The 12192-nt window shown below is 68.0% G+C and carries 14 protein-coding genes; 8 read left to right on the top strand and 6 right to left on the bottom strand.

The features are described 5' to 3' along the window. Positions 1-68: 68 nt before the first annotated feature. The 5 genes from ACZYRS_RS17395 to ACZYRS_RS17375 all read right to left on the bottom strand — a co-directional run bounded on the left by ACZYRS_RS17395 (position 69) and on the right by ACZYRS_RS17375 (position 5620). Complete coding sequence (locus ACZYRS_RS17395) at positions 69-1154, bottom strand: phospholipase (RefSeq protein WP_463420239.1); 1086 nt, start codon at positions 1152-1154, stop codon at positions 69-71. 55 nt (positions 1155-1209) lie between these two features. Further along, entirely contained in the window at positions 1210-1422 is a 213-nt protein-coding gene (locus ACZYRS_RS17390; RefSeq protein ID WP_463420238.1) for a hypothetical protein, read from the bottom strand. 15 nt (positions 1423-1437) lie between these two features. Continuing rightward, positions 1438-3813 carry a Tex family protein gene (locus tag ACZYRS_RS17385; RefSeq protein WP_463420237.1) on the bottom strand — a complete coding sequence of 792 codons (2376 nt, stop codon included), beginning with the start codon at positions 3811-3813 and terminating at the stop codon, positions 1438-1440. 79 nt (positions 3814-3892) lie between these two features. Further along, positions 3893-4789 (bottom strand): sensor histidine kinase, encoded by an 897-nt coding sequence (locus ACZYRS_RS17380; protein WP_463420236.1) that lies wholly within the window; start codon positions 4787-4789, stop codon positions 3893-3895. A gap of 36 nt (positions 4790-4825) precedes the next feature. Further along, entirely contained in the window at positions 4826-5620 is a 795-nt protein-coding gene (locus ACZYRS_RS17375; RefSeq protein ID WP_463420235.1) for a response regulator transcription factor, read from the bottom strand. Positions 5621-6004: 384 nt separating this feature from the next. On the opposite strand from ACZYRS_RS17375, the gene ACZYRS_RS17370 reads away from it, so the two are divergent. From ACZYRS_RS17370 to ACZYRS_RS17335, 8 genes are all read left to right on the top strand, one after another. Beyond that, positions 6005-6694 (top strand): hypothetical protein, encoded by a 690-nt coding sequence (locus tag ACZYRS_RS17370; RefSeq protein ID WP_463420234.1) that lies wholly within the window; start codon positions 6005-6007, stop codon positions 6692-6694. Between the two features lie 76 nt (positions 6695-6770). Then, complete coding sequence (locus ACZYRS_RS17365) at positions 6771-7721, top strand: hypothetical protein (RefSeq protein ID WP_463420233.1); 951 nt, start codon at positions 6771-6773, stop codon at positions 7719-7721. 16 nt (positions 7722-7737) lie between these two features. Beyond that, a complete protein-coding gene (locus tag ACZYRS_RS17360) occupies positions 7738-8061 on the top strand; it encodes a hypothetical protein (protein ID WP_463420232.1) in 324 nt (107 codons plus the stop codon). A 61-nt stretch (positions 8062-8122) separates the two neighbouring features. Further along, positions 8123-8656 carry a hypothetical protein gene (locus ACZYRS_RS17355; protein WP_463420231.1) on the top strand — a complete coding sequence of 178 codons (534 nt, stop codon included), beginning with the start codon at positions 8123-8125 and terminating at the stop codon, positions 8654-8656. 60 nt (positions 8657-8716) lie between these two features. After that, on the top strand, positions 8717-9079 hold the full coding sequence (locus ACZYRS_RS17350; protein WP_463420230.1) for a GIY-YIG nuclease family protein: 363 nt from the start codon (positions 8717-8719) through the stop codon (positions 9077-9079). Continuing rightward, positions 9076-9525, top strand: coding sequence for an AsnC family transcriptional regulator (locus tag ACZYRS_RS17345; RefSeq protein WP_463420229.1), 450 nt, complete (start codon positions 9076-9078; stop codon positions 9523-9525). Before ACZYRS_RS17350 ends, ACZYRS_RS17345 begins: the two co-directional genes overlap by 4 nt. Before the next feature lie 90 nt (positions 9526-9615). After that, entirely contained in the window at positions 9616-10191 is a 576-nt protein-coding gene (locus ACZYRS_RS17340; RefSeq protein ID WP_463420228.1) for a DUF2239 family protein, read from the top strand. Next, positions 10188-11648, top strand: a complete 1461-nt coding sequence (locus ACZYRS_RS17335; protein WP_463420227.1) for an MATE family efflux transporter — start codon at positions 10188-10190, stop codon at positions 11646-11648. Before ACZYRS_RS17340 ends, ACZYRS_RS17335 begins: the two co-directional genes overlap by 4 nt. A gap of 13 nt (positions 11649-11661) precedes the next feature. On the opposite strand, the gene ACZYRS_RS17330 is transcribed toward ACZYRS_RS17335, so the two are convergent. Continuing rightward, positions 11662-12141, bottom strand: coding sequence for a VOC family protein (locus ACZYRS_RS17330; RefSeq protein ID WP_463420226.1), 480 nt, complete (start codon positions 12139-12141; stop codon positions 11662-11664). Between the last annotated feature and the right edge of the window lie 51 nt (positions 12142-12192).

The following is a 12192-nucleotide window of genomic DNA, read 5'->3' as shown; positions in this document are numbered from 1 at the left end:
GCCATTCTCGAAGCGCCACCTGCGATGCCCGTCAGGGTTTGCCCCGGCGGCAAGCGCCCTCGCCGGGCTCAGAGCGGCAGAACGTCGGGCGCGCGCCCGTTCGCGAGCCACCCTTCGAACTCGTCCGACAGCCGCTGCGCCTCGCGCGTCGCCTTGCCCCAGGCCGTGATGCGCGCCTGCGCGTCGTTCTGGAAATGGATGAAGTCCTTGCGGTCGGGCAGCTTGCCGTTGGGCAGCGACTTCACCCATTCCGGGTCGGGCGCGAGCACCACCATGCGGTCGAGAAACCCCGTGGCCTTGTGGCGCCAGCGCAGCCCCTTGTCGAGCCACCCCGGCACCACCGCGCGCTGGAAGTGCGGGTACAGCACGATGCCGTCGTCGGCCGCGTCATGGGCAGTCCGGTAGTCCAGGTGCAGGTGGTAGTCGGTGATGCCGCCGTCCCAGTAGGCGCCGCGCGGCGCGCCCGGAATGTCGTGCACCGCGGCGAGCAGGAACGGGATCGAGCACGAGGCCTGCAGCACCATGTTGAAGTTGGCTTCGCTCAGCGCGTGCTGGCGCGTGCGGAAGTCCTGCGTGCCGAAGGGTAGCGCCGCGCCCGGCGTGGAGAACACGCAGCGCTCCAGCCACGCGCCCAGGCTCTTGCGGTAGACGCTGTTCGACGCGAAGGCGCCGAGATAGCCGAACGGCGTGCGCGCCCTGCCCTCGCGCCCGAGGATGTGGCGGCCGCGCGAGGTCACCACGTGCAGGCGGTAGCGCGGGTGGTTCAGCACCTCGCCGATGCGCCCGCCGTAGAAGTCGACCAGGCTTTCGGCGAAGCGCTCGCTCAGCTGGTGCGGGCTCAGGCGCTTCTGGCCCGGCGGCACTTCGAACTGCTGGCGCACGTAGTCGTGCTCGAAGCGCTGGAAGGCGGCCTCCGGGTCCGAGAGGCACGCCGTCGAGAGCCGCCACGCGCCGATCGATGCGCCCACCAGGTGCACTTGCTGGCTCGACTGCGTGAGCCAGCGGCCGAAGATGAAGCGATCGAGCGGCCCCAGGATCAGCCCCTTCGGCCCGCCCGCCGCGCCGGGAACGGTGCGCACGTCCTGCGGGCGCAGGCCGTGCTGCTCGATGTGCTTGCGGGCCGCGGGACCGGCGTAGATGCGCAGGGCTTTCATGCAGTGCCGTGCTCGCGAAAAACATTCATGACTGACGACGGTCCACAGACTTCTCTCAATGAACCGGCGCAACACTCCGTCTGCGCGCCGCGCCTCTCGGCAAAGCCGGAACGTCGGCACTTGCAGGCGCGGAAAGCAGCAATTGCTTCAACGACAGATTGACCGCCGCGAGCGCATCGCCACTCGGCGCAGCGCCAATTTTCGATCCGTCATTCAGAGGCTCGACGACGGCGCAGTCCTTGGTGATTGATGCTGGCTTGCGATTCATGGCGTTCCTTCGAGACTACTTGCGCAACCCCTGCAGCTTCGCAAACGCATTCGCCATCTGCCCCGCCGGCTGCGGCGCGTTGTCGCGGCGCGGCTGCTGCTGGTTGCCGCGTCCGGCGCCTTCGAAGCGGTTGTCGCGCGGGCCGTCGCGGCGCGCGGGCGCCGCATCGAGCTTCATCGACAGGCCGATGCGCTTGCGCGCCACGTCCACTTCCATCACCTTGACCTTGACGATGTCGCCGGTCTTCACGACCTCGCGCGCGTCGTTCACGAACTTGTGGCTCAGCTGGCTCACGTGCACCAGGCCGTCCTGGTGCACGCCCAGGTCGACGAAGGCGCCGAACTGGGCCACGTTGCTCACGGTGCCTTCCAGGATCATGCCCTCGACCAGGTCCTTGATGTCGTCCACGCCGTCGTTGAAGCGCGCCACCTTGAAGTCGGGGCGCGGGTCGCGGCCGGGCTTCTCGAGTTCGCCGAGGATGTCTTTCACCGTGATGACGCCGAACTTCTCGTTGGCGAAGAGCTCGGGCTTCAGGGTCTTGAGCATTTCGGCGCGGCCCATGAGCTCGGCGATCGGCTTGCCGGTCTTCACGATGATCTGCTCGACCAGCGGATAGGTTTCCGGGTGCACGCCGGTGATGTCCAGCGGATCGGCGCCGCCGCGGATGCGCAGGAACCCGGCGCTCTGCTCGAAGGCCTTGGGGCCGAAGCCGGTCACGTCGAGCAACTGCTTTCGCGTGGAGAACGCGCCGTTCGATTCGCGCCAGCGCACCACGGCCTTGGCGACGCTGCCCGAGAGGCCCGAGACGCGGCTCAGGAGCGGCACGCTCGCGGTGTTCAGGTCCACGCCCACCGAGTTCACGCAGTCTTCGACCACGGCCTGCAGGGTGCGGGCGAGCTCGCTCTGGTTCACGTCGTGCTGGTACTGGCCCACGCCGATGCTCTTGGGATCGATCTTCACGAGTTCGGCCAGCGGGTCTTGCAGGCGCCGCGCGATGGAGGCGGCGCCGCGCAGGCTCACGTCCACGTCGGGCATTTCCTGCGAGGCGAATTCGCTCGCGGAATAGACCGAGGCGCCGGCCTCGCTGACCACGACCTTCTCGACCGTCATTTCAGGTGCGCCGGCCTGCTCGGCCATCTTGGCCAAGAGCTTGATGAGGTCGGCGGCCAGCTTGTCGGTCTCGCGGCTGGCGGTGCCGTTGCCGATGGCGATGAGGTTCACGCCGTGCTTGGCGCACAGCTTGCCCAGGGTGTGCAGCGAGCCTTCCCAGTCCTTGCGCGGCTCGTGCGGGAACACGGTGGCGGTCTCGACCAGCTTGCCGGTCGAATCGACCACGGCCACCTTCACGCCGGTGCGGATGCCGGGGTCCAGGCCCATCACGACGCGCGGGCCGGCGGGTGCGGCCAGCAGCAGGTCGCGCAGGTTGTCGGCGAAGACCTTGATCGCGACCTTCTCGGCGTCTTCGCGCAGGCGGGTGAAGAGGTCGCGCTCGGTCGAGAGCGCCAGCTTCACGCGCCAGGTCCAGGCCACGCACTTGCGCAGCAGGTCGTCTGATGGGCGGCCCGCATGGCTCCAGCCCAGGTGCAGCGCGATCTTGCCTTCGGCGATGCTGGGCTTGCCCGGCTCGGGCTCCACGGGCAGCACCAGCTTGGCATCGAGGATGTCGAGCGCGCGGCCGCGGAACACGGCCAGCGCGCGGTGCGAGGGCACGCGGCCGATGGGCTCGTCGTATTCGAAGTAGTCGCGGAACTTGGCGATGTCGGCGTTGTTCTCGTCCTTGCCGGCCATGAGGCTGGATTTGAGCAGGCCCTCGGCCCAGAGCCATTCGCGCAGGCCCTGCACGAGCGCCGCGTCTTCGGCCCAGCGCTCGGAAAGGATGTCGCGCACGCCATCCAGCACCAGCGGCACGGTGGAGAAATCGGGGCCCGGCTTGCCGTCGTCCAGCGTGGTGGCCGGCTGCAGGAAGGCCTTGGCTTCGACGGCCGGGTCGAGCGTGGGGTCGGCCAGGAGCTTGTCGGCCAGCGGCTCGATGCCGAATTCGCGGGCGATCTGGCCCTTGGTGCGGCGCTTCTGCTTGAACGGCAGGTACAGGTCTTCCAGCTCCTGCTTGGTGGGCGCGAATTCGATCGCGGCGCGCAGCTGGGGAGTGAGCTTGCCCTGCTCGTCGATGGCCTTGAGCACCGCCACGCGGCGGTCCTCGAGTTCGCGCAGGTAGGAAAGACGCGCTTCGAGTTCGCGCAGCTGGATGTCGTCCAGGCCGCCGGTCACTTCCTTGCGGTAGCGGGCGATGAATGGAACCGTGGCACCTTCGTCGAGCAGTTCGACGGCGGCCTTCACCTGGTGCTCGCCGACCTTGATTTCAGTGGCGAGCTGGCGAATGATTTTCTGCATGTCTTGAGCGCATCCCTGGCAAAGCGCGGAAGTTTGCCATAGGCGCGGGCGGGTTCCGGCGGCCGGTGCCGCGGGCCTGTTACAGGCTGCTGGCAGCCGCGGGCAACGGATCGCGCAGGACCGGCGCCAGCGCCTCGTCGCCGAGCACCAGGCGCACGCACAGCCCGTGCGGCACGGCGTCCATGACGGCCAGGTCGCCATGCAGCGCATCGGCCCGCGCGCGCATGCTGCGCAGGCCCTTGCCCAGCCTCTCGACCGGCATGCGCGCCGGTGCGCCGAGGCCGCGGCCGTCGTCGCGCACTTCGAGCAGCAGCCCGCGCGAGCGTTCGAGCGGGCCGAAGCGGACCTCGACGCTGCCGGCGTGCGAATGGCGCAGCACATTGGACAAGGCTTCCTGGGCGATCCGGCAGATCTGCAGCGCCGATTCGGCGGGCATGGCGTGCGCGAGCGGCACGTCGCGCACGTTCCAGGCAAGGCCGATGCCCAGCCGGTCGAAAGCGGGCTGAAGCCGGTAGCGCAGGTGCGCCAGCCGTTCGGCGATGGTGGCCGAGGCCTGGTCGTCGAGGGAATCGACGGTCATCTGCAGCTCGAGCAGGCAGGCCTGCAGCGCCATCGAGAGTTCGCTCGGCGCGGCCGAGCGCGGGTCATTGCTCGCGAGCAGCGCCACCAGCCGGGAGCCGACGCCGTCGTGCAGGTCGCTCGCGATGCGGCGCCGCTCGGCCTGCACCGCTTGCGCGGCCTGACCCGTCTGAATGCCCTGAACGCCCTGCCCGCCCTGAACCGCATGCCCATGCCGCTCGCGAACGAACCATTGGCGCAGCAGGTAGCCGATGCCCCCGGCCATGCCCGCCGCCGCGATGCACAGCCCCTGCAGCGCCCAGAACGCCGGCGGAACGTCGCCGTACGAGGCGGCGATGGAAAGCCACACCCCCTGGTCTTGCAGGTGGTGGGGCAGTTGAAGCACCGAGGACAGCATGGGCGGACGCGCCGGTCACAGGCCGTTGCATCGGCGTCAGAGCAGCCCGCGGTGCGAGGCGAAGCTCACGGCCTGCGCGCGGGTGTGCGCGTGGAGCTTGCGGTAGATGTTCTTCACGTGCGCATTGACGGTTTGCGCGCTGATGGTGAGCTGCAATGCGATCTCTTCGGTCACATACCCTGTGGCTACAAGTCGCAACACTTCGCGCTCCCGTACGGAGAGCGCCGCCTTGGTCTCGGGCGGGCGGACCGGGCTCGGGTTGGTGCGCTGGTGGTCCAGGTGCACGAGCAGGCGCCGGGCCAGACGCGGGGTGATGGCCGCGCCCCCGTTGACCACCTGCAGCACGGCCTGCGCATAGCTCTGGAACCACGCGTTCTTCACCAGGAAACCCGAGGCGCCGAGCTCGAAGGCATGCAGCACCTGGGGTTCGTCCTCGATGGCGGAGATGACGATGATCTCGGCCGCGCTGCGGTGCTTCTTGGCCTCCTCGATCAGCTCGAAACCGCTGCCGTCTCCGAGGCGGATGTCGACCATGAGCACGTCGAATTCATGCTGCATCAGGAGGCGCCGCCCTTCGCGCAGGCTCCCGGCCTGGCCTTCTAGCTGGATGCGCAGGTCGCCCAGCAATTCCTGCGCGATGACGCGTCTCACGAAGGGGTCGTCGTCCACCAGGACGACGCGCACCGGCTTGGTCTGTTGGCCGGTCAGATAGTCGGGCCAGGGGAGCGTGTCGGCGGAGGGTGCGAGCAGCCCGCCGAACTGGCCGGGGTTGGAAAATTTCCTAGCACCGCCGCCCATGTCCGTCAATGAAATGTCAAGTTCGTTTTCCATTTCTATCCCCTGGTGACAAAAACTATCCGCTAGTTCGTGAGCAAAAGTTAATTCATTTCTACTCAAATTTTGTTTTTGAGCTTTTTTGATTACTTCGGTTTCTTCTTGTTGCAGTCAGGGATGAATGTGAACTAAAGAAGTAGATATTGCAAGCGTCACCACGCGGAACAGGGCCTTTGGCCGGGTGCCCGAAACGGCCGCTTCCATTGCTTTCGCCATAGCCTTGCACTACCCACCACTGGGCATTTTGGGTTTCCTCACCCACGCAGAAACTGCATCCCGGTCGCATCGGAAACATTCAATCCGCGCTCGCTGACCGTTGGCTGATAGGCCGGATTCGCCGGCGATCGGGTTCGTTTCAACACCATTCGAGGAAGCATCATCATGAAGAAGACTCTCATCACGGCAGCCGTGGTCCTGCTTGCAGGCGTGGCCTCGGCGACCAGCACCACGGCCCTGGCCGTCACCAGCACGACCACGGGCTCTTCCAGCTCGGCCGGGTCGGTGGCAGCCAGCTCGGGCACGGGCAGTGCACTGAGCTACAACGCGGCCAATTCGAGCTCGTCGGCCACCGCCAATGCAGCCGGCGGCGCGGTCAGCATTCCGGGCCTGCGCGTTGGCGGCGCCACCGCCAGCGGCTCCGCAACCACCCAAGGGCGCGTGACCAGCGTGGCCGCGACGACCGGCAACGGCGTGGCCCTGGGCGGCGCCAACGCCTCGGCCAACTCGACCTCGGCCGGCACCGCCAACTACAGCGCGGGCGGCCCCAACCAGGTGAGCGGCAGCGCAACCGGCGGTGCGGCTTCCACCACCAACAACACGGCTGCCACCGCAGCCGGCCCTGGCGGCGGCCTGGCCGTGGTGACGCGCACCTCGGGCACCACGTCCGGCTACAACGCCTCGTCGGGCGCCATCAACGGCTTCGTCAACGGCACCACCACGTCGGCCACGGCGGGCTCGACCGGCGGCTCCTTCGGCGTGAGCAACTTCGCCTTCGGCAACGCGGGCGGCGTCAGCAACGGTGGCGGCACCGGCGGCCTCGCGGGCGCTGGCGCAACCGCATCGGCTCCCTGAACGGGCCACATCACGGTTGTTGGACCAGAAATGGGGAGGGGCATGCCCCCTCCCCGGCTTTCAAAGGAGTGAGAACATGAAAAAACTGATTGTCCTGACCTTGATGGGCTTGTCCGCCGGCGCCTTCGCGCAGACCACGGCGGGCGGGGCCAACAACCAGTCATCGAGTTCAGCCACCACATCGGCGCAGGGCAACACCCAGGCCGTGAACTTCAACACCAATACGCCGGCGGACACCACCACCCGCTCGACGTTGAGCAGCAACCAGAACATCAACAACACCGGCGCCACGACCAGCACCCTGGACTACCAGGGCAGCTACACGATCAAGAACGTGCCGTCGGTGAGCGGGCCCAACCTGACCACCAGCAACGACACCTGCATGGGCAGCACCAGCGCCAGCGCGAACGGCCCCGGCGTAGGCATCAGCTTCGGCACCACCTGGACGGACGAGCACTGCAAGCGCCTGAAGATGAGCCGCGAGCTCTGGAACAAGGGCATGAAGGCCGCCTCGCTCGCGATGGACTGCATGGATGCGGCCGCGATGGCCGCGATGGAGATGACCGGCACGAAGTGCCCGCAGTCCATGACCGCCGAGGAGCGCGTGAGTGCGTTCGGTCCGTATGCGTCGCCGGCCAACGCCGCGGCGCAGGTGACGGGGCGGCCGATCGCGGCCATGCAACCCGTGCAGGCCACGCAGCCCGTGCAAACCATGCCGCCTGCGCAACCCATCGCCGTGTCGGTGCAGCCGATGCAGCCGCCGCAGGCGGTGGTCATTGCGCCGCCGGTGGCGTCGATGCCGCCGCCCACGTCCTCGTCCACGGCCTCGCCCGTGCCCGCCCCGCTGCCGTTGCCCCAGGCGCCCGTCGCCGAATCGGCACCCGCGCCGCAGGCGGCCGCGCCGGTGCAGCCCTTGCTGCAGGAAGAGCAGCATGCAGTCGCGGTGGTGACGATGCCGGTCGAACTGCGCAGCGTGATGGCCGGCGAGCCCATCGGCGAGCTCTCGGCGATCGCCGTTTCGCAATGACCGCGCGGAGCCCATGATGACCAGGACCGTATTCCTCTGGATCGCGGCGGCTTGTTGTGCGGCCACGGCCTCCGCGGGCCCTGCCGTTCCCAACCTGCGCGTCGAACGGATGACCTTCGGCAGCGGCCAGCAGAACGGCATCGGCAAGGACACCGCCGAGCCGGTCGGCGACCTGGGCGTGTGGCACGTGCCGCAGTACATGCCCGGCTATCCGACCTCCGCGACCATCTGGCCGCGCGTCGTCGAGATCCCGTGCGCCAACGAGCTGTGCGCGGGCTACGAAGTCACGCCGGAGCTGGGCCGCGGCGAGTACCTGTTCTTCCGGCCGGTCCGCAAGTAACGGCGCCCCGCCGGCAAACGCGGCCGGACCACCCGGCCGCGCGATGCCGTACCCTTCGCGCATGACCTCCCCCTCGGGTGTTCCGCGCGTTCCGCGCGTCTTGCGCGTCCTGCGCACCGTGTTCCGTGCAGTGGCCACGGTGCTCATCGTTCCCTTCCTGCTCTTCGAGGAGTGGGGCTGGGAGCCGCTGGCGGCGCTCGTCGGGCGGCTGTCGCGCCTGCCCTTCTGGGCGCGCCTGGAAGAGCGGCTGCGCCGCCTGCCGCCGTGGGGCGCGCTGCTGGCGTTCTTCGTGCCGGTGGTGCTGCTTTTGCCGGTCAAGGTGCTGGCGCTCTTTCTCTTCAGCAACGGCCATGCCGCCAGCGGCGTGACGGTGCTGGTGCTGGCCAAGCTGGCCGGCACGGCGGTCGTGGCGCGGATCTTCCAGCTGGTCGAAGGCCCGCTGATGCGCATTCCCTGGTTCGCCCGCTGGTATCCGCGCTGGAAAGCCTGGAAGGACCGGGTGCTGGACCTCGTTCGCCAGAGCCGGCCGTGGCGCGTGGTGCGGGTGTTCAACCGCGGCATCTATCGCGGATGGCGGCGGTTGCGGGAAGGCTGATCTGCCAGTTTTACCCGGGTCTTATTGCCTTTTCTATTTCACCCGGGTAATATAGACGGCATGAACATGCCTCAAGAGACGCGGCGCGCCCTCGTCAGGAAATACAAGGAAACGGTGCTCCCCGCGGGCGTCTTCGTCATCCGCAACCTGCTGAACGGCCGCGTCTATGTGTCCGGCAGCCTCGACGTGGAGGGCGCGATGAACCGGGCCCGCTTCGAGCTCGGCCTGCGCTCGCACCGCAACAAGGCGCTGGTGCGCGACTGGGTGGCGCATGGCGCCGCGCATTTCAGCTTCGAGGTGATCGACCGCGTGAAGGAGCGCGACGATCCGGCCTTCGACCGCGCCGCCGAACTCGAGAAGCTGCTCGAACTCTGGCGGGAAGAACTCCAGTGCACCGGCGACCAGGGCTACAACACGCCATGAGCGCCGATGCACTGGATTTTTGCCTCACGATCGGCCGCGCCCACGCCTGCCTGAACCTGAAGCTCCGCGACAACCTGGGCGCCTTCCACGGGCTGGACTACGAAGACTTCACGCTGCTCCATCTGCTGCTGCGCGCCGAAGGCGGCCGCATGCCGATGGCCGAGCTTTCGCGCACCTTGGGGTTGCCGATGTCGGCGCTGCTTCGCAAAATGGTCCTGCTCGAGAAAACAGGACTGGCCGAACGCACGACCAGCGCGAACGAAGACAACCACCACGACCACCGCCTTGCAGCCATCCGCCCGGGCGGCCGCAAATTGATGCAAGCTGCGGTCACGACCGCCGAGGCGATCTGCGCCGATGCAGTCGAACCGCTGGCCCCCGAAAGCCTGCCGCAGATCCATGCCGCGCTCCTTGCGCTGTGCCTGGGCGACACACCGAACGCCTGAGCCGTTCAGCGGGTAGATTACGCACCTCGTTGCGCACCTTGTGACGCACCTCGCCTCGAACGGACCGGAAGAAAGAACAAGCCATTCGACATGCCATCCGACACGCAACCCATCCACCTCATTGTTTTCGCCGGCTTCAAGCGCATCGCGCAGGGCAGCACCGCCGACGTGCTCGCGCAACTGCGCGAACGCAAGGACGAGGCGCCCTACCTCATCTTCGACGCGCAGACCGGCGAGTCGCTCGACTTCGACGTGCACAACCAGGCCGGCGTCGTGCCGCACGCGGCCAGCGCCGAAGCCCATGACGACGCACCGCGCGGCGTGGGCCGCCCCAAGCTGGGCGTGGTCGCGCGCGAAGTCACGCTCTTGCCGCGCCACTGGGACTGGCTCAACCGCCAGCCCGGCGGCGCCTCGGTGGCGCTGCGGCGCCTGGTGCAGGAAGCCAGCCGCGTGAACGCCGACCGCGACGCCGTGCGCGCCTCGCGCGAATCCACCTACCGTTTCATGACCGCAATCGCCGGCGCCCTGCCCGGCTTCGAGGAAGCCACGCGCGCGCTCTTCGCCGGCGAGCGCAACCGCTTCGAGGGCCTCATCGACGCCTGGCCCGCGGACCTGCGCACCCATCTTCAAGAACTGTCAGCCGCTGGCTGGAGCACCCCTGCATGAGCGCTACCCCCGCGACTTCCACGAATCCCACGACTCCCTCGGCCTCTGCGAATCCCACGTCTCCCGCCGCCGGCCCGAGCGGCCTGAAGGGGGTGCCCGTGGCGCCCGTCGGCGCGGCGCGGCCGCTGTGGAAGGTGTTTCTCTTCTTCCTCGCGCCGATGCTGCTCAGCAACATCCTGCAATCGCTCTCGGGCACGCTCAACAACGTCTACGTGGGGCAGATGCTCGGCGTGGGCGCGCTGGCGGCGGTGTCGAGCTTCTTTCCCGTGATGTTCTTCTTCATCGCCTTCATCATCGGCCTGGGCGCGGGCGCCTCGGTGCTCATCGGCCAGGCCTGGGGCGCGCGCGACGCGGCCAAGGCCAAGGCGGTCGCGGGCACCACGCTCACCGTCGGCGTGCTGATGGGCCTGGTGATCGCGGTGTTCGGCGGCGCCTTCACCACGCCGATGCTGGCCGCGCTGGGCACGCCACCCGACGTGCTGGCCGACTCCACGCGCTACGCCCGCATCATGCTGATCGCGATGCCCGGCGTGTTCGTGTTCCTGCTCGCGACCGCGATGCTGCGCGGCGTGGGCGACACCGTCACGCCGCTGCTCACGCTGGTGATCTCCACGCTGATCGGCCTGGTGGTCACGCCCGCGCTCATCCGCGGCTGGGGCGGCCTGCCGCAGATGGGCGTGGCCAGCGGCGCGTGGGCCTCGGTGCTGTCCTTCGTGGTGGCGACCACGTGGCTCGGGTTTCGGCTGCGCCAGAAAAAGAGCCCGCTCGCGCCCGATGCGGAGTTCTTCCGGTACCTGCGCATCCAGCCGCAACTGCTCAAAGCCGTGCTGCGCATCGGCGTGCCCACGGGCGTGCAGATGATCGTGGTGGCCCTGGCCGAAGTGGTGCTGCTGTCGATGGTCAACAGCTACGGCTCCAACGCGACGGCGGCTTATGGCGCGGTGAACCAGGTGGTGGCGTACGTGCAGTTCCCGGCCATCTCGATCGCCATTGCCGCGTCGATCCTCGGCGCGCAGGCCATCGGCGCCGGTCGCGCCGATCGGCTCGGCGCGATCACCAAGACGGCGCTCCTGATGAACCTCGTGCTCACCGGCAGCCTCGTGCTGCTGGGTTATCTCTTCTCGCGGCCGCTCATGGGCTTCTTCATCACCAGCCCACCGGTGATCGAGATCGCGCAGACGCTCTTGCACATCATGCTGTGGAGCCTGGTGATCTTCGGCATGGCCGCGGCCACGTCGGGGGTCATGCGCGCGAGCGGCTCGGTGCTGGTGCCGACGTTGATCTCCATCGTCTGCATCCTGGGCGTCGAGGTGCCGGTGGCGTGGGTCATGAGCCACCGCATCGGCCTGGATGGCATCTGGATCGCGTACCCCGTGACCTTCGGCGCGATGCTGCTGCTGCAGACCGCGTACTACCAGCTCGTGTGGCGCAAGAAAGCCATCCACAAGCTGGTGTGAGCACGACGAGGGTTCAGCGGCCCTCGTAGGCCTTCTGCACGGTGGCCAGGTCCAGCTTGGTCATCTCCATCATGGCCCGCATCGCGCGGCCGGCCTTCTCGGGGTCCTTGTCCTGGAACATGCGGATCATGGCCTGGGGCGCCACCTGCCACGAGACGCCGTAGCGGTCGGTGAGCCAGCCGCACTTCACGGGCTTGCCGCCGCCTTCGAGCAGCTTGTCCCAGTAGTGATCGACCTCGGCCTGCGTCTCGCACGGCACGTAGAGCGACAACGCCGGGGTGAACTTGTAGTCGGGCCCGCCGTTGAGCACCATGAAGGCCTGGCCGTCGAGCTCGAAGGTCGCGGTCAGCAGGCTTCCGTCCTTGGGGCCCGGGCCGTTGGCGGGCCAATTCAGCCGGTCGGTCACGCGGGAGTTGGGGAAGATGCCGGTGTAGAAATCAAGCACCTCTTCGCCGTTGCCGTCGAACCAGAGGCACGGAATGATCCGTTGCATGAAGCGTTCTCCTTGAGGGTTTGAGTCACGGTCCTCGATGGGTTCTCGACG

The sequence above is a fragment of the Variovorax sp. AC194 genome (genome assembly GCF_979257995.1).
This window is presented reverse-complemented; position numbering and strand designations above follow the sequence as displayed.

Bases quoted from the DNA above. Each gene is read 5' to 3' on its own strand.
- ACZYRS_RS17395 (WP_463420239.1), bottom strand. From the start codon at position 1,154: ATGAAAGCCCTGCGCATCTACGCCGGTCCCGCGGCCCGCAAGCACATC.
- ACZYRS_RS17385 (WP_463420237.1), bottom strand. From the start codon at position 3,813: ATGCAGAAAATCATTCGCCAGCTCGCCACTGAAATCAAGGTCGGCGAG.
- ACZYRS_RS17345 (WP_463420229.1), top strand. From the start codon at position 9,076: ATGAGCGCCGATGCACTGGATTTTTGCCTCACGATCGGCCGCGCCCAC.
- ACZYRS_RS17365 (WP_463420233.1), top strand. From the start codon at position 6,771: ATGAAAAAACTGATTGTCCTGACCTTGATGGGCTTGTCCGCCGGCGCC.
- ACZYRS_RS17370 (WP_463420234.1), top strand. From the start codon at position 6,005: ATGAAGAAGACTCTCATCACGGCAGCCGTGGTCCTGCTTGCAGGCGTG.
- ACZYRS_RS17360 (WP_463420232.1), top strand. From the start codon at position 7,738: ATGACCAGGACCGTATTCCTCTGGATCGCGGCGGCTTGTTGTGCGGCC.
- ACZYRS_RS17375 (WP_463420235.1), bottom strand. From the start codon at position 5,620: ATGGAAAACGAACTTGACATTTCATTGACGGACATGGGCGGCGGTGCT.
- ACZYRS_RS17380 (WP_463420236.1), bottom strand. From the start codon at position 4,789: ATGCTGTCCTCGGTGCTTCAACTGCCCCACCACCTGCAAGACCAGGGG.
- ACZYRS_RS17390 (WP_463420238.1), bottom strand. From the start codon at position 1,422: ATGAATCGCAAGCCAGCATCAATCACCAAGGACTGCGCCGTCGTCGAG.
- ACZYRS_RS17330 (WP_463420226.1), bottom strand. From the start codon at position 12,141: ATGCAACGGATCATTCCGTGCCTCTGGTTCGACGGCAACGGCGAAGAG.
- ACZYRS_RS17350 (WP_463420230.1), top strand. From the start codon at position 8,717: ATGAACATGCCTCAAGAGACGCGGCGCGCCCTCGTCAGGAAATACAAG.
- ACZYRS_RS17340 (WP_463420228.1), top strand. From the start codon at position 9,616: ATGCCATCCGACACGCAACCCATCCACCTCATTGTTTTCGCCGGCTTC.
- ACZYRS_RS17355 (WP_463420231.1), top strand. From the start codon at position 8,123: ATGACCTCCCCCTCGGGTGTTCCGCGCGTTCCGCGCGTCTTGCGCGTC.
- ACZYRS_RS17335 (WP_463420227.1), top strand. From the start codon at position 10,188: ATGAGCGCTACCCCCGCGACTTCCACGAATCCCACGACTCCCTCGGCC.